The following is a 19690-nucleotide window of genomic DNA, read 5'->3' on the forward strand; positions in this document are numbered from 1 at the left end:
CTCGGGCCATGGTGCGTATCGCAACCGTGGTGATGGGTGCGTCGGACGTACGGCGTGCGGCGGAGTTCCGGAAGGCGTCGCTCGGCCATGTGGAGCGTGAGCCGGCCAAGGACGACTGGGTGGTGGTGCTGGTCCCGGCCGAGGGGCCCGGCGCCGGACTGGCCCTGGGCCGCAGCGGTACGCCGGTGCAGGAGGTCCCCCGCGTCCATCTCGATCTGTACACCGGGGAACAGGACGCCGAGGTGGACCGGCTGATCGCGCTCGGAGCGGCGCGGGTCGACCGGGATCTGTACCCGGACGACCCGGATTTCGTGGTGCCGGCGGATCCCGAGGTCAATCGCTTCTGCGTCATCGACACCACGCACGGCTGACCGGGGTCAGCCGGTGGGCGGGACGCGCTCCAGGAAGGGCTCCAGCAGGCCGGGCACGGCCTCGGAGGCGAACCGGAGGCCCTCGCTCATGTCCGTGTCGTACGCCGTGTACGCGCCCGCTCCGGCGGCCGTCGTCGCGGTGACGCTCAGCACCCCGGCCCGCCGCTGGAAGTACGTCTGGCGGACCGTCCAGCCGATGACTCCGGCCCGCTCCAGCGCGGCGGTCGAGCGCCTGACGCTGCCGGACCTCACCACCAGGTAGTCGCCGCTGATGGCGTGCCCCAGCCCGCGGTACGCGTCCCGGGCCAGGAACACCCCGGCCGCCGGCCCCACGACGGCGCAACCGAGCGCGATCCAGAGCAGTACGGGTGTCAGCAGCACGCCCAGGAGAGCCAGGACCAGCACCGGGACCGCGACGGCCCAGAGCGCCCGGCGCAGCCTGCGGCCGCGGGCCGCGAGGGGGTGCCCGGTCAGCGGGGCGCCGGTCGGGGACGTGGTCTCGCGCAGGACATCGGCGGCCACCGCGTCGGCGACGGGCCTGGGCGCGGCGGGCAGCAGGGTGTTGTGGTCGCCGTGCTGCTCCTCGTCGTCCTTGGCGAGTCCGGTGGTGATCGCGTCGACCCGGGCCGCACCGAACGTCCGGATGCCGAGCGGTTCGACGAGGTCGACCCCGCGCAGCCGGCGCTCCTCGATGGAGACGGAGCGTGAGGTCAGCAGTCCGCGCCGGATGCGCAGGGTGCCGCCGGGCTCGCGCTCCAGCCGGTAGTTCCACCACATCTCGACCCACAGGCCGAGCGCGCCGACGACACCGGCGAGCACCGCGGCGAGGGCGAGGATCACGATCATGGTGAGCAGCGAGGTGTCCCGGAAGCGGTCGCCGACCCACTCGATCACCTGCCCCTGCGCCCCGAACCAGTCGCTGACCTGCATCACCGCGCCGGCCGCCGCACCGCCGAGCGCGGGGGCGACGAAGGAGACCGGTGCGTAGCGGATCCAGCGCGGGTCGAGGGCGGCGAGTTCGCCCTCGCGGTGGGTGCCCGGGGTGCCGGTGGCCGCGCGTGCCAGCAGTTCGCGGCGGAGCCGTTCGCTCTCGGGCCGGGTGACCGGGTCGAGTTCCAGGGTGGAGTCGTTGCCGGAGTGCTCGCCGGTGCCGATGCGGACGGTGACCAGGCCGAGCACCCGTTGCAGCGGGTGTGCGGTGACGTCGACGCTGCGGATGCGTTCGCGGGCCAGTGAGCGCTTCTTGACCAGGAACAGCCCGGTGTGGAGTTCGACCCGGTCGGCGCCGATGCGGTAGCGGGTGCGGCGCCACCGTACGTGGTCGCCGGCCGCCGCGGAGCCGATCAGCAGGACCGAGCCGGCGAGGACCCAGGCGATCGCGGGCCCGAGGCCGAGCCGCCCGGACAGGCCGAGCGTGGTCGGCACGGCCGCGCCGGCCGCCACTCCGGCCGTGAGGAGAGCGCTGAGGAGGACCGTGCGCCGGTCCAGCCGCCGCCAGTCGGCGGTGGTGGCCGTGCCGGGTTCCTGGGCCGGGCTCCGGTCGTCCCCGGCGTCCGGGGAGGGGGAGAGCGCCGCCTCGGAGCTCATGTGGCGTCCCCGGGGGTGTCCTGGGTGATCCGGGTCAGCCGCTCGGCCAGCCCGGCCGCCGTTTCGTGGTCGAGGCCCTCGATCCGCACCGCGCCCTTGGCCGAGGCGGTGGTGACGGTGACCGTGGCGAGCCGGAAGAGCTGTTCGAGCGGTCCGCGCACGGTGTCCACGGTCTGGATCCGGGACATCGGGGCGATCCGCCACTCCTGCCGGAAGACCCCGGTCCTGACGTACACCGCTTCGTCGGTGACCTCCCAGCGGTGGGTGCGGAACCACCAGACGGGGAGGAGGACGGCGCAGCCGGTGCCGAGGACCGCGAGGACCGCGGCGGGCAGCAGCAACCAGAACCGGGCGGGCCCGATGAGCGTGCCCAGTACGGCCAGGACGAGCACGGGGGTGGCGGTCAGCAGCAGCCACTGGGCCCGCCACCACCCCACGGCCCTCGGGTCCAGCGTGTTGTTCGGCGGCCGCAGCCGCACCGTTCCCTCCCCCGTGGTCATCGGCTCAGCGCCCCCGGCGGGTGCGGTACGCCTCGACGAGCGCGGCGGTCGAGCTGTCCAGCTGCTCGCCCCCCTTGCCCTCGGTGAGCACCGGCTCGATCTTCTTGGCGAGGACCTTGCCGAGTTCGACGCCCCACTGGTCGAAGGAGTCGATGTTCCAGACGGCGCCCTGGACGAAGACCTTGTGCTCGTACAGCGCGATCAGCTGGCCGAGCACGGACGGGGTGAGCCGGTCGGCGAGGACCGTCGTCGTCGGGTGGTTGCCCCGGAAGGTCTTGTGCGGCACCAGTTCCTCGGCGACGCCCTCGGCACGGACCTCCTCCGGCGTCTTGCCGAAGGCCAGCGCCTGGGTCTGGGCGAAGAAGTTGGCCATCAGCAGATCGTGCTGGGCGACCAGGCCGGGCAGCAGGTCGGCGACCGGCTCGGCGAAGCCGATGAAGTCGGCCGGGATGACCTTGGTGCCCTGGTGGATCAGCTGGTAGTAGGCGTGCTGTCCATTGGTGCCGGGGGTGCCCCAGACGACCGGTCCGGTCTGCCAGTCGACCGGATTGCCGTCCCGGTCCACGGACTTGCCGTTGGACTCCATGTCCAGCTGCTGCAAGTACGCGGTGAACTTGGACAGATAGTGGCTGTACGGCAGCACGGCATGCGACTGGGCGTCGAAGAACGCCCCGTACCAGACGCCCAACAGGCCCATCAGCAGGGGGACGTTGGACTCGGCGGGGGCGGTACGGAAGTGCTCGTCGACGAGGTGGAAGCCGTCGAGCATCTCGCGGAACCGCTCCGGGCCGATGGCGAACATCAGCGAGAGGCCGATGGCGGAGTCGTAGGAGTAGCGGCCGCCGACCCAGTCCCAGAACTCGAACATGTTGGCGGTGTCGATGCCGAACTCCGCGACCTTGCCGGCGTTCGTGGACAGCGCCACGAAGTGCTTGGCGACCGCGTCCTGACCGGCGTTCAGACCGGTCAGCAGCCAGTTGCGGGCGGAGGTGGCGTTGGTGATGGTCTCGATCGTCGTGAAGGTCTTCGACGCGATGACGAAGAGCGTCTCGGCCGGGTCGAGATCCCGCACCGCCTCATGGAGGTCGGCGCCGTCGACGTTGGACACGAAGCGGACGGTCAGCTCGCGGTCCGTGAAGGAGCGCAGCACCTCGTACGCCATGGCGGGGCCGAGGTCGGAGCCGCCGATGCCGATGTTGACGATGTTTTTGATGCGCTTGCCGGTGTGACCGGTCCACTCGCCCGACCTGACGCGGTCGGAGAACGCCGCCATCCGGTCGAGTACGGCGTGCACACCCGGCACCACGTTCTCGCCGTCGACCTCGATCACCGCGTCGCGCGGGGCACGCAGCGCGGTGTGCAGGACGGCGCGGTCCTCGGTGGTGTTGATCTTCTCGCCGCGGAACATCGCGTCCCGCAGCTCGGCCACCCCCGTGGCGGCGGCGAGTTCGCGCAGCAGCCGCAGCGTCTCGTCGGTGACCAGGTGCTTGGAGTAGTCGACGTAGAGATCGCCGACCGTGAGGGTGTATCCGGTGCCGCGCTGCGGATCGTCCGCGAAGAGCCGGCGCAGATGTGTCGCTCCGAGCTGCTCGCGGTGCTTGCCCAGAGCGGTCCACTCGGGCGTCTGGTTGAGCCTGGTTCGGCTTCTTGTATTCATCCCGGATATCAGCCCAATTCTTCTCGTGCCTGCAGATGCCCCGCTGCCCCTCCAACCTAATTGATCGGAGGAGCGGACGAGGCAATGGAGACCTGCGGCACGACTGGGGCCTGTCCGACCCTGATCCGCCGGACAGGACCTGAAGCGGTCCGGCCGGACACCCTGTGGGTGCCCGGCCGGTGAACTTCTAGATTTCGCCCCGGAGTTTCGCCAGGGCCTCGGCAAGGATGGCCTCGCCGTCCGCGTCGCTGCGCCGCTCGCGCACGTATGCGAGGTGCGTCTTGTACGGCTCGGTGCGCGGCGGGTCCGGCGGGCTGTCCCGGTCCTGTCCGGCCGGGAAGCCGCAGCGCGGGCAGTCCCAAGTCTCCGGTACCTGCGCGTCACTGGCGAAGCTCGGCTGCGTCTCGTGCCCGTTCGAGCACCAGAAGGAGATGCGGAGGCGCGGCGCGGACTCGCCGCGCTCGGCCTCCCCCATCGGCCCCGCTCCGACCCGGCTTCCCCGGATCGCGTTGCCACTTGCCACGGTCGTAACTCCCTGCGTGATGGTGCTCGAAGATGCCCCAGTCTACGTAAGGCCCAACGCGCGTCCAGTGAGAGGAGTTACACCGTCACCGGGAATCGCGTACGACGGGTCAGTTGTCCAGCTTGATCAGCAGACCGAGCACAACAATGCACGCGAACCATCCCAGACCGACGACCACAGTGATCCGGTCGAGGTTCCGCTCGGCGACCGAGGAGCCGCCGACCGACGACTGCATGCCGCCACCGAACATGTCGGAGAGGCCGCCGCCCTTTCCCTTGTGCATCAGCACCAGCAGCATCAGCAGCAGGCTGAAGACGATCAGGGCGATCTCGAACGCCAAAATCACGGCTGGTCCCTACTTTCCGGAATTCCTCTGGACTGCATGTGCGAACGACGGGGGCCGGGAGGCTACACCCTCCACGGCCCCCGCAAGGGTACGACGGATCCGCGCTACCGCATACTCACTGGTCGCGGAAGCGGACGATCTTGACGAACTCGTCGGCGTCCAGTGCGGCACCGCCGACCAGAGCGCCGTCCACGTCGGGCTGCGCCATGATCGCGGCGACATTGCCGGACTTCACCGAGCCGCCGTACTGGATACGGACGGCGTCGGCCAGCTCCTGCGAGTACAGCTCGGCCAGCCGGCGGCGGATCGCACCGCAGACCTCCTGGGCGTCCTCGGGGGTGGCGACCTCACCGGTGCCGATGGCCCAGACCGGCTCGTACGCGATCACGACGGACTCGGCCTGCTCGGCCGGTACGTCCTTCAGACCGCCGTCGAGCTGCGCCAGGGTGTAGGAGACCTGGTCACCGGCCTTGCGGACTTCCAGGCCCTCGCCGACGCAGAGGATCGGGGTCAGGCCGTGCTTGTACGCGGCCTTCACCTTGGCGTTGCAGATCTCGTCGGTCTCGCCGTGGTACTGCCGGCGCTCGCTGTGGCCGACGGCGACGTAGGTGCACCGCAGCTTGGCGAGCATCGGGCCGGAGATCTCGCCGGTGTACGCGCCGGAGTCGTGCGCCGAGATGTCCTGGGCGCCGTACTTGATCTTCAGCTTGTCGGCCTCGACCAGGGTCTGCACGGAGCGCAGATCGGTGAAGGGCGGCAGGACGGCGACCTCGACGACGTCGTAGTCCTTGTCGGTCAGTGCGAAGCCGAGCTTCTGGGTGTGTGCGATGGCCTCGAGGTGGTTGAGGTTCATCTTCCAGTTGCCCGCCATCAGCGGGGTACGAGTGGTCATGAAAGGTCAGTCCTCCAGTGCGGCGAGCCCGGGAAGCGTCTTGCCCTCGAGGTATTCGAGGCTGGCACCGCCACCGGTCGAGATGTGTCCGAATGCATTCTCGTCGAAGCCCAGGGTGCGGACGGCCGCGGCGGAGTCGCCACCGCCGACGACACTGAAGCCCGAGGAGTCGACGAGGGCCTGGGCGACGGCCCGGGTGCCCTCGGCATAGTCGGGGTGCTCGAAGACGCCCATCGGGCCGTTCCAGAAGACGGTGGCCGCGTCGGCGAGCTTCGATGCGTACAGCGTGTTGGTCTCGGGGCCGTTGTCCAGGCCGATGAACCCGGCCGGCATGGCGTCCGCGGGCACGGTGCGGTGCTCGGTCGGGGCCTTGGCCTTGAGGTCCGGGAACTGCCCGGAGACCACGACGTCGACGGGGAGCACGAACTCCACGCCCTTGTCCTCGGCGCGCTTGAGGTACTCCAGCACCGCCGGGATCTGGTCCTCCTGGAGGAGCGAGCTGCCGACCTCGTGGCCCTGGGCCTTGAGGAAGGTGTACGCCATGCCGCCGCCGATCAGGATGCGGTCGGCGCGCTCCAGGAGGTGGTCGATGACGCCGAGCTTGTCGGAGACCTTGGAACCGCCGAGCACCACGGCGTACGGACGCTGCACGTTCTCGGTGAGCTTCTTCAGGACGCCGACCTCGGTGGCGATCAGGTCACCGGCGGCGTGCGGCAGCCGGGCCGGGAGGTCGAAGACCGAGGCGTGCTTGCGGTGCACGGCGCCGAAGCCGTCGCCCACGTACAGGTCGGCGAGCTCGGCCAGCCGGTCGGCGAACGCGCCTCGCTCGGCGTCGTCCTTGGACGTCTCGCCGGGGTTGAAGCGGAGGTTCTCGAGGACGGCGACCTCGCCGTCCTCGAGCGCGGCGACCGTGGCGCGGGCGGACTCGTCGACCGTGTCGGTCGCGAAGGCCACGTCGGCGCCGATGAGTTCACCGAGGCGGGCGGCGGCGGGCGCCAGCGAGAAGGCCGGGTCCGGGGCGCCCTTGGGGCGGCCCAGGTGCGAGGCGACGACGACCCGCGCGCCGGCGGCGACGAGTTTCTCCACGGTCGGCTGGACGGCGCGGATACGGCCGTCGTCGGTGATGGTGGTGCCGCTCAGCGGCACGTTGAGGTCGGCGCGGACGAATACGCGCTTGCCGTTGACCCCTTCGGCGATCAGTTCGTCAATCGTCTTCATCTTGCTGGACTCCTTGGAGGGCGGGAGAGCATGCGACGGGGCCCGAACGGCGCGGCGTTGCGCTGTTCGAGCCCCGTGCTCACATCTGAGTGCCTGCCGGTTCGACGGTCAGAGCTGGCTGCCGACGAAGACGGTCAGGTCGACGAGGCGGTTGGAGTAACCCCACTCGTTGTCGTACCAGCCGAGGATCTTCACCGACTTGCCCTCCTGAACCATGGTCAGCGAGGAGTCGAAGGTGCAGGAGGCCGGGTCGCTGACGATGTCCGAGGACACGATCGGGTCCTCGGTGTAGTACAGGATGCCCTTGAGGTCGCCGTCGTCCGCGGCCTTCTTGAAAGCGGCGTTGACCTCGTCCTTGGTGACCTCGCGCTGGAGCTCGACGACCAGGTCGGTGGCCGAGCCGGTCGGGACCGGGACGCGCATGGCGATGCCGTCCAGCTTGCCCTTCAGCTGCGGGAGCACCAGGGCGGTGGCCTTGGCGGCACCGGTGGTGGTCGGGATGATGTTCTCGGCGGCGGCGCGGGCGCGACGCAGATCCGAGTGCGGGAAGTCCAGGATGCGCTGGTCGTTGGTGTACGCGTGAACCGTCGTCATGAGGCCCTTGACGATGCCGAAGTTCTCGTCCAGAACCTTGGCCATCGGTGCGACACAGTTGGTCGTGCAGGACGCGTTGGAGATGACGTGGTGGTTGGCCGCGTCGTACTTGTCCTGGTTGACGCCCATCACGATGGTGATGTCCTCGCCCTTGGCCGGGGCCGAGATGAGGACCTTCTTGGCGCCGCCCGCGATGTGCTTCTCGGCGTCGGCCTTCTTCGTGAAGATGCCGGTCGACTCGATGACGATGTCGACACCCAGCTCACCCCAGGGGATGTCGGCCGGGTTGCGCTCGGAGAGAACCTTGATCGTGTGACCATCGACGGTGATGGTGTCGGCGGTGTGGCTGACCTCTGCCTTCAGACGACCCAGGATGGTGTCGTACTTCAGCAGGTGGGCCGTGGTCGCGGTGTCACCCAGGTCGTTGACAGCCACGATCTCGATGTCCGCACCCTGCTCCAGCAGCGCACGGAAGTAGTTACGACCGATGCGGCCAAAGCCGTTGATGCCTACGCGGATCGTCACGAACCGATCTCCTCGTTAGGTACGCGGGGTTTTCACCCCGGCGAGTTGTATGAGATGTCCCCGACCGCCTCCGACCCTACCTCTCCGAGGGCCCCGGAGTGACATCGAACGGGGCCGGAGGAACGCCGGAGGCCCGTACTCCTCGGCAGGAGTACGGGCCTCCGGATGTTCGGCCGCACACGCTGCGACAATTACGCAGCGTCAGCATCTCCGGGGAGCTCCGCGCGTCCCGGATACGTCCGGTTTTGTCTCCGTCGCGGGTCAGCCCACCAGGCCGTCGGCGAGCTCCTCGCTGAGGGTGGATTCGGTGCCCGGGATGCCCAGGTCCTGGGCCCTCTTGTCGGCCATCGCCAGCAGCCGGCGGATCCGGCCGGCGACCGCGTCCTTGGTCAGCGGCGGGTCGGCGAGCGCGCCCAGCTCCTCCAAGGAGGCCTGCTTGTGCTCCATGCGCAGCCGTCCGGCAGCCGCGAGGTGCTCGGGCACCTCCTCGCCCAGGATCTCCAGCGCGCGCCCCACCCGGGCACCCGCGGCGACCGCGGCCCGCGCGGAACGGCGCAGGTTGGCGTCGTCGAAGTTGGCGAGCCGGTTGGCCGTGGCGCGGACCTCGCGGCGCATCCGCCGCTCCTCCCAGGCCAGCACCGACTCATGGGCGCCCAGCCGGGTGAGCAGCGCGCCGATCGCGTCGCCGTCGCGGACGACGACCCGGTCCACCCCGCGCACCTCGCGGGCCTTGGCCGCGATGGAGAGCCTGCGGGCCGCGCCGACCAGTGCGAGCGCCGCCTCCGGGCCCGGGCAGGTCACCTCCAGCGAGGAGGAGCGGCCCGGCTCGGTGAGCGAGCCATGGGCCAGGAAGGCTCCGCGCCAGGCCGCCTCGGCATCGCAGGTGGCCCCCGAGACCACCTGCGGGGGCAGCCCGCGGATGGGTCGGCCGCGGCCGTCCACCAGACCGGTCTGGCGGGCCAGCTGATCGCCGCCGGCCACCACCCGTACGACGTAGCGGGAACCGCGCCGCAGACCTCCGGGGGCCATCACGATCAGCTCCGAGCTGTGCCCGAAGATCTCGAGGATGTCCCGCTTGAGCCGACGCGCCGCCATCGCGGTGTCCAGCTCCGCCTCGATCACAATCCGGCCGCTCACCAGGTGCAGCCCACCCGCGAACCGAAGAATCGCCGAAACCTCTGCTTTCCTGCAGCAGGTCCGGGTCACGGGAAGCCGAGAGATTTCGTCCTTCACCGCCGGCGTCATCGCCATGGGCCGATCCTTCCATGCATCCGAAAAATACGGTCGTACGCGGCGGCCAACAGCTCCGGATCATGAATCGGAACGCCGTCGGGTGAGGCCACCGGCGCCAGCTCGACCGCGGCGCCGAGCCGCTTGGCGGCATCGGCGAGGGACTCACGATCGGGCACAGCGGCTTCGTCGGCCAGCACCACGTCCAGGGCGAGTTTAGGGGCGTGTCGTCCCAAAACCTCCAAATGACGCTGCGGGGAGAAGCCATCAGTTTCACCGGGTTGCGGTGCGAGGTTGAGCGAGAGGACCTTGCGGGCCTTGGTTTCGATGAGCGCGTCGAGCAGTTCGGGGACGAGCAGGTGCGGGATCACCGAGGAGAACCAGGACCCCGGGCCGAGCACCACCCAGTCGGCGTCGAGCACCGCGGCGACGGCCTCGGGGACGGCCGGCGGGTCGTTCGGGACGAGGTGCACGGACTGCACCTCGCCGGGGGTGAGCGCCACGGTGGCCTGGCCGCGCACGGTGTCCACGTCGTCCGGGCGGGCCGGGTCGTGGCCCCGGACCAGGGCCTGGAGCTCCAGCGGCACGGCGGACATGGGCAGCACCCGGCCGTGCGCCCCGAGGAGCCTGCCGACCAGGTCGAGTGCCTGGACGTGGTCGCCGAGCTGTTCCCAGAGGGCGACGATCAGCAGATTGCCGACCGCGTGCTCGTGCAGATCACCCTTGGACTGGAAGCGGTGCTGGATCACCCGGGCCCAGGTCTGGCCCCAGTCGTCGTCGCCGCACAGGGCGGCGAGCGCCTTGCGCAGGTCGCCGGGCGGCAGTACGCCGAGCTCCTCGCGGAGCCGGCCGCTGGAGCCGCCGTCGTCGGCGACGGTGACCACGGCGGTGAGATCGCCGGTGATCCGGCGGAGCGACGCGAGCGACGCGGACAGCCCCATGCCGCCGCCGAGGGCGACGACCTTGGGCTGTGCGCCGCGCTTGCGGCCGGACAGCGCGGAGGTGGCTCTGCGCAGCCGCCGCAGGCGCAGATTGCGGCTGGTCACTCGCGCCCCATGTCCCGGTGGACGAGGACCGTCTCGATGCCTTCGGTCGCGAGCCGGGCCGCCAGCTTCTCGGACATGGCGACCGAACGGTGCTTGCCGCCGGTGCAGCCGACGGCGATCGTCACATAGCGCTTGCCCTCTCGGCGGTACCCGGCGGCGATGAGCTGGAGCAGCTCCGTGTACTGGTTGAGGAATTCCTTGGCGCCGGGCTGGTCGAAGACGTAGGCGGAGACCTCCTCGTTGAGCCCGGTGAACGGGCGCAGCTCGGGGACCCAGTGCGGGTTGGGCAGGAAGCGGCAGTCGACCACCAGGTCGGCGTCGACCGGCAGGCCGTACTTGAAGCCGAACGACATGACCGTGGCGCGCAGCTCCGGCTCCTCGTCGCCGGCGAACTGGGCGTCCATCTTGGCGCGCAGTTCGTGCACGTTGAGGCTGGAGGTGTCGATCACCAGGTCGGCGTCGCCGCGCAGCTCGCGCAGCAGGTCGCGCTCGGCGGCGATGCCGTCGACGATCCGGCCGTCGCCCTGGAGGGGGTGCGGGCGGCGGACCGATTCGAAGCGGCGGACGAGGGCGTCGTCGGAGGACTCCAGGAAGACGATCCGCCGGGTGACGTGCTTGGCCTCCAGGTCGGCGAGGGATTCACGGAGGTTGTCGAAGAAGCGGCGCCCGCGGACGTCGACGACGACGGCGATCCGCGCCACGTTGCCCTGCGAGCGGGCGCCGAGCTCGACCATGGTGGGGATCAGGGCGGGCGGCAGATTGTCGACGACGAACCAGCCGAGGTCCTCCAGACACTTGGCCGCCGTGCTGCGCCCGGCGCCCGACATCCCCGAGATGATCACCAGCTCGGGAATGGTCGTATTCCCGTCGCCCGTCTCGATCGTGGTGCCCGTACTCACGTGTCCTGCTCCGTCTGCTCGGTCGGTGCCGTCGTGCTCGACTTCTTGCTCGCGCTCGGCTTCGTGTTCGTTTTCACGCTCGGTCATGTCGTGCTGCCCCCGTCGTCCTCTTCAATGATCTCTCCTGTCGCCGTGTTCACGGCGGGCGTGGCCGGGGCGGCCGAGGCGAGGGCGACAGCCACTGATTCCGCCGTCCTGCTGCCTATCCCCGGAACCTCGCAGATCTCGTCGATTGTCGCCTGCTTCAGCTTCTTCACGGAGCCGAAATGCTTGATCAACGCCTGTTTCCGGGTTTCGCCGAGGCCGACGACGGCGTCCAGCGGGCTGGAGCGGATGCGTTTGGCCCGCTTGGCGCGCTGGTACGTGATCGCGAAGCGGTGGGCCTCGTCACGGACCCGCTGGAGGAGATAGAGGCCCTCGCTGGAGCGGGGCAGGACGACGGGGTCGTCGTCATCGGGCAGCCAGACCTCTTCGAGGCGCTTGGCGAGGCCGCAGACGGCGATGTCGTCGATCCCCAGCTCGTCGAGGGCCCGCTTGGCGGCGGCGACCTGCGGCTGGCCGCCGTCGACCACGACGAGCTGCGGCGGATAGGCGAACCGCTTGGGACGGCCGTCGTCCTCGCGCGGCTCGGCGTCCGGGTCGGGGGCGGTGTCCGGGTCGGATGTGGTGTCCGGGGCCGGTCCGGTCGGGGCGGGGGCCTCCTCCCACTCCCCCGTGCGCTCCTTGTCCTGGAGGTACCTCTTGAAGCGGCGGCCGATCACCTCGTGCATCGACCGGACGTCGTCCTGGCCCTCGAAGCCCTTGATCTGGAAGCGGCGGTACTCGCTCTTGCGGGCGAGCCCGTCCTCGAAGACGACCATGGAGGCGACCACGTCGTCGCCCTGCAGGTGGGAGATGTCGAAGCACTCGATGCGCAGCGGGGCGGTGTCGAGGCCGAGCGCCTCGGCGACCTCCTCCAGGGCGCGGGAGCGGGTGGTCAGGTCGGAGGCGCGCTTGGTCTTGTGCAGCCCCAGGGCCTGCTGGGCGTTGCGTTGGACCGTCGCCATCAGGTCCTTCTTGTCGCCGCGCTGCGGGATGCGCAGGCTGACCTGGGAGCCGCGGCGGCCGGCGAGCCACTGGGAGACCGCGTCCGGGTCCTCGGGCAGGGCCGGGACGAGGACCTCCTTGGGGACGGCGTCGCCCGCCTCCTCGCCGTACAACTGCTGGAGGGCGTGCTCGACCAGGCCGGAGGTGTCGACGTTCTCGACCTTGTCGGTGACCCAGCCGCGCTGGCCGCGCACCCGGCCGCCGCGTACGTGGAAGATCTGGACGGCGGCTTCGAGCTCGTCCTCGGCGACCGCGATCAGGTCGGCGTCGGTGGCGTCGGCCAGCACGACGGCGCTCTTCTCCATGGCCCGCTTGAGGGCCTCCACGTCGTCGCGGAGCCGGGCCGCCCGCTCGTACTCCATCTCCTCGGCCGCCGCCATCATGTCCTTCTCCAGGCGGCGGATGTACGTACCGGTCCGGCCGGCCATGAAGTCGCAGAAGTCGTCGGCCAGTTCGCGGTGCTCCTCGGGGGTGACGCGGCCGACGCAGGGGGCCGAGCACTTGCCGATGTAGCCGAGGAGGCACGGCCGGCCGGTCCTGGCGGCGTTCCTGAAGACCCCGGCGGAGCACGTACGCACCGGGAAGACCCGGAGCATCAGGTCGACCGTCTCGCGGATCGCCCAGGCGTGACCGTACGGACCGAAGTAGCGCACGCCCTTCTTCTTGGCGCCGCGCATGACCTGGACGCGCGGGAACTCCTCGTCGAGCGTGACCGCGAGATACGGATAGCTCTTGTCGTCGCGGTACTTGACGTTGAACCGCGGGTCGAACTCCTTGATCCAGGAGTACTCCAGCTGGAGGGCCTCGACCTCCGTGGAGACGACCGTCCATTCCACCGAGGCGGCCGTGGTGACCATCGTGCGCGTACGCGGGTGGAGCGCGGCCAGGTCCTGGAAGTAGTTGGCCAGGCGCTGGCGCAGGTTCTTGGCCTTTCCGACGTAGATCACCCGGCGGCGTTCGTCGCGGAACTTGTAGACCCCCGGGGAGTCGGGGATCTGTCCCGGCTTGGGGCGGTAGCTGGAGGGGTCTGCCATGTGTCCCACCCTACTTGCGGGCAGTGACAGTGCGGCCGGACCGGAAGTGGTGCCGTGCTCCGGGGCGCGGATCGCGGGAGCGCGCCCCGGAGCACGGGTCAGTGGGTGCCGCCGCCGGTCACGGGTTCTCCCGGTGGCGGCGGTTGCGCAGGAAGGTGAGTCCGCCGAGGCCGAGCACCACGAGGGCGCCCGCTCCGGCGGCGGCCGAGGTGGCGTTCAGGGCCGGGCCGGGCACCGTGCTCGCGGCGACCGGCCGGGCCTCCCGGCTGCCGGGTGCGGGGGCGGCGGACGGGGCGTAGCCGCCCGCCTTGCCGGAGCGGGCGTATCCGGAGCCGGGGAGCTTGTCGTCGTACGCCTCCCGTACCCGGGCGCGGTAGGCGGCCGGCGTGGTGCCGCGGGCGCCGACGGGGCGGCCCGCGGCGACCTCGGCCTGGACGGTGGGGTAGCGCAGCCAGCCGGTGACGTACGAACCGGGGTTGATGCCGGCCCAGTACAGACCGTCCTGGACATTGCCGGGCGTGGCCTGCGAGTTCGGGCACTCGTAGCCCTGCGTCCGGCCGAAGGCGGCGTTGCAGAACTGGTTCTGCGAGTAGGTGCGGCCGAACCAGGTGGCGATGGTGTTGCCGGAGGCCGCCCAGCACCAGTTGGTCCTCTGCTGGGCCTGCATGGTGATGTCCAGACGCTGGGTGGCGGCGACGGCGGTGCCCGCGGTGGCGCTCCGGGCCGTGGCGTCGGCGACTGGGACTGGGAGTGAACCGGGCCCCGGCCGGTGTCAGGGCCCTGGCCGGCGTCAGGTGTCCGGTCCCTGACCGTGTCAGGCGTCGGGGCCCGCGACCAGCCTTCCGCCCTCGACCCTGACCGGGACCGCGGGCAGCGGCGCGGTCGCCGGGCCGCTCATCGCCTTGCCGGTCGTGGTGTCGAAGTGGCTGCCGTGGCAGGGGCACGTCCCCACGTTGTCCTCGACCTTGTCCAGCAGGCAGCCCGCGTGGGTGCACTGGGCGCTGAACGCCTTGTACTGGCCCTTGGCCGGGCAGTTCACGATGACCCGCTCGTTGCGGTAGAGCTTGGATCCGCCGACCGGAATCTCTTCCGGCGCACCGAGCTCGACGGAGGCGGTCGGTGTCGGCGTCTCGGCATGGCCGAGCTTCGATTCGGTCGAGCAGGCGGCCACTCCCAGCCCGGCGGCGCCGGCGAGAGCGGCACCCTTCAGCACGGTACGGCGGGCGGCGGGCTGGCCGGACATGCGGTCTCCACTGGTCGAAGGGGTGGATGGGCACCGGGCGCAACCGAAGCGCCGCGGGTACCAGAAGTACCGCGGGCATCGGAGTCGTCAGAGCCATCGGTGCCATCGGTGACAGAACCGACGATACCGGCGGAGACCGGCGGCCCTGCGGCCGGGCCACCCGAGAACGGTTGTCCCTGGTCAGCGGCTTCAGCGGCTTCAGCTTGGCAGAACGCGAGCGGCGGCCCCCGGAGGTCCGGGAGCCGCCGCGACGCGCGGGTGTCAGGCCTTGCGCGCGCGGGTCGCCTTCTTCGCCGCGGGCTTCTTCGCCGCCGCCGTCCTGTCGGTCTTGGCCGTGGCGGACTTCGCGGTCCGGCCCGCGCTTGTCCTGGCGGTGGCCGTCTTCCTCGCCGGGGTCGACTGGGCGGCGACCGCCTTCTTCGCGGCCACCTTCCGCACCGGCTTGCGGGCTGCGGGCACCGCGGCCTCGTTCACCCGGTCCGGGTCCAGGATGTCCTGGAGGAACTTGCCGGTGTGGCTGGCCGGAACCCCGGCGACCTCCTCGGGAGTGCCCTCGGCGATGACCAGACCGCCGCCGCTGCCTCCTTCGGGGCCCATGTCGATGACCCAGTCCGCGGTCTTGATCACATCGAGGTTGTGCTCGATGACGATCACCGAGTTGCCCTTGTCGACCAGCCCGGAGAGCACCTTGATGAGCTTGCTGATGTCCTCGAAGTGCAGACCCGTGGTCGGCTCGTCCAGGACGTAGACCGTGCGGCCGGTGGAGCGCTTCTGCAGCTCGCTGGCGAGCTTCACGCGCTGCGCCTCACCGCCGGAGAGCGTCGGCGCGGACTGGCCGAGCCGCACATACCCGAGGCCCACCTCGTTGAGCGTACGGAGGTGGCGGGCGATCGTCGGAACGGCCTCGAAGAACTCCAGGCCCTCCTCGATCGGCATGTCCAGCACCTCGGCGATGGACTTGCCCTTGTAATGGACCTCCAGGGTCTCCCGGTTGTAGCGCGCTCCGTGGCAGACCTCGCACGGGACGTACACATCCGGCAGGAAGTTCATCTCGATCTTGATGGTGCCGTCGCCGGAGCAGTTCTCGCAGCGGCCGCCCTTGACGTTGAAGGAGAAGCGGCCCGGCAGATAGCCGCGCACCTTCGCCTCCATCGTCTCGGCGAACAGCTTGCGGACATGGTCGAAGACACCGGTGTACGTAGCCGGGTTGGACCGGGGCGTGCGGCCGATGGGCGACTGGTCGACGTGCACCACCTTGTCGACCAGGTCGTCGCCGTCGACCCGGGTGTGCCGGCCGGGGACCGACTTGGCGCCGTTCAGCTCGCGCGCCAGGTGGGTGTAGAGGATGTCGTTGACCAGCGTCGACTTCCCCGAACCCGAGACGCCCGTGACGGCCGTGAGCAGGCCGAGCGGGAAGGAGACGTCGATGTCCTGGAGGTTGTTCTCCCGGGCGCCGTGCACCGTGAGCCTGCGCTGCGGGTCGACGGGGCGCCGGACGTCGGGCATCGGGATCGACTTCTCGCCGTTCAGATACTGACCGGTGATCGATTCGCCGTTGCCCAGCAGCTCCTTGAGCGATCCGGAGTGGACCACCTTGCCGCCGTGCTCACCGGCGCCGGGGCCGATGTCGACGACCCAGTCGGCGACCTTGATGGTGTCCTCGTCGTGCTCGACGACGATGAGCGTGTTGCCCATGTCGCGGAGCCGGACCAGGGTCTCGATCAGTCGGTGGTTGTCCCGCTGGTGCAGGCCGATGGACGGCTCGTCCAGCACGTACAGCACGCCGACCAGGCCCGAGCCGATCTGGGTGGCGAGCCGGATGCGCTGGGCCTCGCCGCCGGACAGGGTGCCGGCCGCGCGGTTGAGCGAGAGGTAGTCGAGGCCGACGTCGACCAGGAACCTCAGCCGCTCGTTGACCTCCTTCAGCACCCGCTCGGCGATCTTCTTGTCGCGGGCGTTGAGCTTCATCCGGCCGAGGAACTCGGCGCACTCGCTGATCGACATCGCGGCGACCTCGGCGATGGACTTCTCCATCACCGTCACCGCGAGGACGATCGGCTTGAGCCGGGTGCCCTCACAGGTCGGGCAGGGCACCTCGCGCATATAGCCCTCGAAGCGCTCCCTGCTGGAGTCGCTCTCGGCGTCGGAGTGCCGCCGCTTGACGAACTGCACCGCGCCCTCGAAGGCGGGGGTGGTGTACGCGCGCTCCCGCCCGTAGCGGTTGCGGTAGCGGACCTCGGTCTGGATCTTGTGGCCGTGGAGCAGGGCCTTCCTGGCCCGCTGCGGCAGCCCGGCCCAGGGGATGTCCGTACGGAAACCGAGGGCGTCGGCGAGCGCGTTGATCTGCCGGCCGAAGTACTCCTTGGTGTGGCCGTGCGACCAGGGGTGGATCGCGCCCTCGTCGAGCGACTTCTCCTCGTCGGGGACGATCAGCTCCGGGTCGACCTCCATCCGCGTACCGATACCCGTGCAGTCGGGGCAGGCGCCGAAGGGCGAGTTGAAGGAGAAGGAGCGCGGTTCGAGCTCCTCGAAGGAGAGGTCGTCGTACGGGCAGTAGAGGTGCTCGGAGTACATCCGCTCACGCTCGGGGTCGTCCTCGGGGAGGTCGACGAAGTCGAGCACGACCATGCCTCCGGAGAGCCCGAGCGCGGTCTCGACCGAGTCGGTCAGCCGGCGCTTGGCGCTGTCCTTCACCGTGAGACGGTCGACGACCACCTCGATGGTGTGCTTCTCCTGCTTCTTCAGCTTGGGCGGCTCGGAGAGCTGGATGGTCTCGCCGTCGACCCGGGCCCTGCTGTAGCCCTTGGTCTGCAGATCGGCGAAGAGGTCGACGAACTCGCCCTTGCGCTCGCGCACCAGCGGCGAGAGCACCTGGAACCGGCTGCCCTCGGGCAGGTCGAGCACCTTGTCGACGATCGCCTGCGGCGACTGGCGCGAGATGGGACGGCGGCATTCCGGGCAGTGCGGCTTGCCGATCCGGGCGAAGAGCAGCCGGAGGTAGTCGTAGACCTCGGTGATGGTGCCGACCGTCGAGCGCGGGTTGCGCGAGGTCGACTTCTGGTCGATGGAGACAGCGGGCGAGAGGCCCTCGATGAAGTCGACGTCCGGCTTGTCCATCTGGCCGAGGAACTGGCGGGCGTACGAGGAAAGGGACTCCACGTAGCGCCGCTGGCCCTCGGCGAAGATCGTGTCGAACGCGAGAGACGACTTGCCCGACCCGGAGAGCCCGGTGAAGACGATCAGGGAGTCGCGGGGAAGGTCGAGCGAGACGTTCTTGAGGTTGTGCTCGCGAGCGCCACGGACGATGAGACGGTCGGCCACGCCGGTCCGCACCTTTCTGGAGAGAAGTGGGGGAACTGAGCCCCTGTCCCAGGGTATGGGGGGCGCCACAGCGATGTACGAAGCTTTCGACTCCGAGCGTATAGCACGCACATTCGATTTACGGACGCCTGTGGACTCCTTCACCCGAATGAGTGGCGAGGCTAGGCTCAGCCTCATGATTGATCATGCGCACGACCTGGAAGCCGTACGTGAAGCAACCGATCGACTGCTCAGCGCCACCGGAAAATTGGACGCCGCCGCACTGGCCGAGCCGTCGCGACTTCCTGGCTGGAGCCGGGGTCATGTCATTGCGCACCTCTCCCGTAACGCCGACGCGCTCGTAAATGTTCTCCAGGGCCGGCCCATGTACGCAGACAGCGAAACCCGCGACCGCGACATCGAGCGCGACGCGCCCCGGCCGCCGGCCGAGCAGCTGGCCGACCTGTCCGGGAGCGCGGACCGCTTCGCGGCCGCCGCCGCGGCCCCGGCCGACTGGTCCCGCACGGTCACCCTGCGCAACGGCGTCACGGACTCCGCCTCCCGGGTCCCCTTCCGCCGCCGGGTCGAGGTCGAGCTGCACCATGTCGACCTGGGGATCGGCTACGAGCTGAAGGACCTGCCCCAGGAGTTCGTCGCCCGGGAGATCGAGTTCCTCGCCGAGCGGTTCGACGGGCACCCCGATGTCGTGTCCACGAGGCTGGACGACGGCCGGGGGCCGATCCGGACGACCGGCGGCGGCGCGGAGGGCGGTCCCGTCACCGTCCGCGGCGCGGCCACCGAACTCCTCGGCTGGCTCTGCGGGCGCCGCGACGGGGCGGCGCTGACCGTCGAAGGCGGCCCGCTTCCCGCACTGCCCCCGCTATAGGCTGAGAGGCATGACGTACAGCGGAGCGGTCAAGGTCGGCGGGCGCGCGGACGTGCACGAGCTGACGGATCTGATGATCTCCAAGGTCGCCGTCGGCCCGATGAACAACAACGCGTATCTGCTGCGCTGCCGGGCCACCGGCGAGCAGCTCCTGATCGACGCGGCCGCCGAGGCCGGCACGCTGCTGCGGCTGATCGGTGACGACGGCATCGCGTCCGTCGTCACCACCCACCGGCACGGCGACCACTGGCAGGCGCTGGCCGAGGTGGTGGCGGCCACCGGAGCGCGCACCTACGCCGGGCGGTACGACGCCGAGGGCATCCCGGTCCCGACCGACGTCCTCGTCGACGACGGCGGCACGCTCCGGGTGGGCGAGGTCGTCCTGACCGCCCGTCACCTCGTGGGTCACACCCCGGGCTCCATCGCGCTGGTCTACGACGACCCGCACGGCGCCCCGCACCTGTTCACCGGGGACTGTCTCTTCCCGGGCGGTCCTGGAAGGACAACACTTCCGAACGACTTCAACTCGCTGATGGACGACATCGAGGCCAAGCTCTTCGACCAGCTGCCGGATGAGACTTGGGTCTACCCGGGCCACGGCCATGACACCACGCTCGGCGCGGAACGCCCGCATCTAACGGAGTGGAGAGCCCGAGGCTGGTAAACCGGAACCTCGTACAAGCGGGGCCGCCCTAACGAAGGGCCCTACGCCAACCTCGTCGGCGTAGGGCCCTTCGGTCTGTGCGGGTCAGG

17 protein-coding genes and 1 pseudogene are annotated in these 19690 nt (G+C 70.1%); 3 read left to right on the plus strand and 15 right to left on the minus strand.

Going from position 1 to position 19690, the window contains the following annotated elements; genetic code table 11:
* Window positions 1–8 precede the first annotated feature (8 nt).
* Window positions 9–371: a VOC family protein gene (locus BT364_RS00660; RefSeq protein ID WP_072483067.1), complete on the plus strand. Its 363-nt coding sequence runs from the start codon at window positions 9–11 to the stop codon at window positions 369–371.
* 6 nt (window positions 372–377) lie between these two features.
* Here the strand turns inward: BT364_RS00660 and BT364_RS00665 are convergent, their stop codons facing one another.
* From BT364_RS00665 to uvrA, 15 genes and pseudogenes are all read right to left on the minus strand, one after another.
* Entirely contained in the window at window positions 378–1958 is a 1581-nt protein-coding gene (locus BT364_RS00665; RefSeq protein WP_079179274.1) for a PH domain-containing protein, read from the minus strand.
* On the minus strand, window positions 1955–2458 hold the full coding sequence (locus BT364_RS00670) for a PH domain-containing protein (RefSeq protein WP_072483068.1): 504 nt from the start codon (window positions 2456–2458) through the stop codon (window positions 1955–1957). The genes BT364_RS00665 and BT364_RS00670 overlap by 4 nt, the downstream gene beginning before the upstream one ends.
* A 4-nt stretch (window positions 2459–2462) precedes the next feature.
* Window positions 2463–4115 (minus strand): glucose-6-phosphate isomerase, encoded by a 1653-nt coding sequence (gene pgi / locus BT364_RS00675; protein WP_072483069.1) that lies wholly within the window; start codon window positions 4113–4115, stop codon window positions 2463–2465.
* Window positions 4116–4302: 187 nt separating this feature from the next.
* Entirely contained in the window at window positions 4303–4638 is a 336-nt protein-coding gene (locus tag BT364_RS00680) for an RNA polymerase-binding protein RbpA (protein ID WP_072483070.1), read from the minus strand.
* 109 nt (window positions 4639–4747) lie between these two features.
* Window positions 4748–4984: a preprotein translocase subunit SecG gene (secG, locus tag BT364_RS00685; RefSeq protein WP_072483071.1), complete on the minus strand. Its 237-nt coding sequence runs from the start codon at window positions 4982–4984 to the stop codon at window positions 4748–4750.
* Between the two features lie 115 nt (window positions 4985–5099).
* A complete protein-coding gene (gene tpiA, locus BT364_RS00690; protein ID WP_072483072.1) occupies window positions 5100–5876 on the minus strand; it encodes a triose-phosphate isomerase in 777 nt (258 codons plus the stop codon).
* Between the two features lie 6 nt (window positions 5877–5882).
* Window positions 5883–7094, minus strand: coding sequence for a phosphoglycerate kinase (locus BT364_RS00695; RefSeq protein ID WP_072483073.1), 1212 nt, complete (start codon window positions 7092–7094; stop codon window positions 5883–5885).
* 108 nt (window positions 7095–7202) lie between these two features.
* A complete protein-coding gene (gene gap, locus BT364_RS00700; RefSeq protein WP_072483074.1) occupies window positions 7203–8213 on the minus strand; it encodes a type I glyceraldehyde-3-phosphate dehydrogenase in 1011 nt (336 codons plus the stop codon).
* A 261-nt stretch (window positions 8214–8474) separates the two neighbouring features.
* On the minus strand, window positions 8475–9464 hold the full coding sequence (gene whiA, locus BT364_RS00705) for a DNA-binding protein WhiA (protein WP_030919772.1): 990 nt from the start codon (window positions 9462–9464) through the stop codon (window positions 8475–8477).
* Window positions 9455–10489, minus strand: a complete 1035-nt coding sequence (locus tag BT364_RS00710; protein WP_072483075.1) for a gluconeogenesis factor YvcK family protein — start codon at window positions 10487–10489, stop codon at window positions 9455–9457. Before BT364_RS00710 ends, whiA begins: the two co-directional genes overlap by 10 nt.
* Entirely contained in the window at window positions 10486–11475 is a 990-nt protein-coding gene (gene rapZ, locus BT364_RS00715; protein WP_072483076.1) for an RNase adapter RapZ, read from the minus strand. Before rapZ ends, BT364_RS00710 begins: the two co-directional genes overlap by 4 nt.
* The gene (gene uvrC / locus BT364_RS00720) at window positions 11472–13508 is read right to left on the minus strand and encodes an excinuclease ABC subunit UvrC (RefSeq protein WP_072483077.1); all 2037 of its coding nucleotides are present in this window, start codon (window positions 13506–13508) and stop codon (window positions 11472–11474) included. Before uvrC ends, rapZ begins: the two co-directional genes overlap by 4 nt.
* Window positions 13509–13902: 394 nt before the next feature.
* A pseudogene (locus BT364_RS44030) lies at window positions 13903–14259 on the minus strand (papain-like cysteine protease family protein); the annotation flags it as partial.
* 63 nt (window positions 14260–14322) lie between these two features.
* A complete protein-coding gene (locus BT364_RS00730; RefSeq protein ID WP_072483078.1) occupies window positions 14323–14751 on the minus strand; it encodes a Rieske (2Fe-2S) protein in 429 nt (142 codons plus the stop codon).
* A 261-nt stretch (window positions 14752–15012) separates the two neighbouring features.
* Entirely contained in the window at window positions 15013–18072 is a 3060-nt protein-coding gene (gene uvrA, locus BT364_RS00735; protein WP_072483079.1) for an excinuclease ABC subunit UvrA, read from the minus strand.
* A gap of 175 nt (window positions 18073–18247) precedes the next feature.
* Between uvrA and BT364_RS00740 the strand changes: the two genes are divergently transcribed.
* Window positions 18248–18937 carry a maleylpyruvate isomerase family mycothiol-dependent enzyme gene (locus BT364_RS00740; RefSeq protein ID WP_072483080.1) on the plus strand — a complete coding sequence of 230 codons (690 nt, stop codon included), beginning with the start codon at window positions 18248–18250 and terminating at the stop codon, window positions 18935–18937.
* Between the two features lie 10 nt (window positions 18938–18947).
* A complete protein-coding gene (locus BT364_RS00745; protein WP_072483081.1) occupies window positions 18948–19601 on the plus strand; it encodes an MBL fold metallo-hydrolase in 654 nt (217 codons plus the stop codon).
* The last annotated feature ends 89 nt before the right edge of the window (window positions 19602–19690 follow it).

The organism is Streptomyces atratus (genome assembly GCF_900119365.1).
In the GTDB taxonomy this organism is placed as follows: Bacteria; Actinomycetota; Actinomycetes; order Streptomycetales; family Streptomycetaceae; genus Streptomyces; species Streptomyces atratus_B.

Excerpts from the sequence above, each read along its gene's own strand:
- uvrC (WP_072483077.1), bottom strand. The coding sequence starts at position 13,508 with ATGGCAGACCCCTCCAGCTACCGCCCCAAGCCGGGACAGATCCCCGAC.
- BT364_RS00695 (WP_072483073.1), bottom strand. The coding sequence starts at position 7,094 with ATGAAGACGATTGACGAACTGATCGCCGAAGGGGTCAACGGCAAGCGC.
- tpiA (WP_072483072.1), bottom strand. The coding sequence starts at position 5,876 with ATGACCACTCGTACCCCGCTGATGGCGGGCAACTGGAAGATGAACCTC.
- BT364_RS00670 (WP_072483068.1), bottom strand. The coding sequence starts at position 2,458 with ATGACCACGGGGGAGGGAACGGTGCGGCTGCGGCCGCCGAACAACACG.
- BT364_RS00660 (WP_072483067.1), top strand. The coding sequence starts at position 9 with ATGGTGCGTATCGCAACCGTGGTGATGGGTGCGTCGGACGTACGGCGT.
- rapZ (WP_072483076.1), bottom strand. The coding sequence starts at position 11,475 with ATGACCGAGCGTGAAAACGAACACGAAGCCGAGCGCGAGCAAGAAGTC.
- BT364_RS00740 (WP_072483080.1), top strand. The coding sequence starts at position 18,248 with ATGATTGATCATGCGCACGACCTGGAAGCCGTACGTGAAGCAACCGAT.
- BT364_RS00665 (WP_079179274.1), bottom strand. The coding sequence starts at position 1,958 with ATGAGCTCCGAGGCGGCGCTCTCCCCCTCCCCGGACGCCGGGGACGAC.
- BT364_RS00745 (WP_072483081.1), top strand. The coding sequence starts at position 18,948 with ATGACGTACAGCGGAGCGGTCAAGGTCGGCGGGCGCGCGGACGTGCAC.
- BT364_RS00730 (WP_072483078.1), bottom strand. The coding sequence starts at position 14,751 with ATGTCCGGCCAGCCCGCCGCCCGCCGTACCGTGCTGAAGGGTGCCGCT.
- pgi (WP_072483069.1), bottom strand. The coding sequence starts at position 4,115 with ATGAATACAAGAAGCCGAACCAGGCTCAACCAGACGCCCGAGTGGACC.
- whiA (WP_030919772.1), bottom strand. The coding sequence starts at position 9,464 with ATGGCGATGACGCCGGCGGTGAAGGACGAAATCTCTCGGCTTCCCGTG.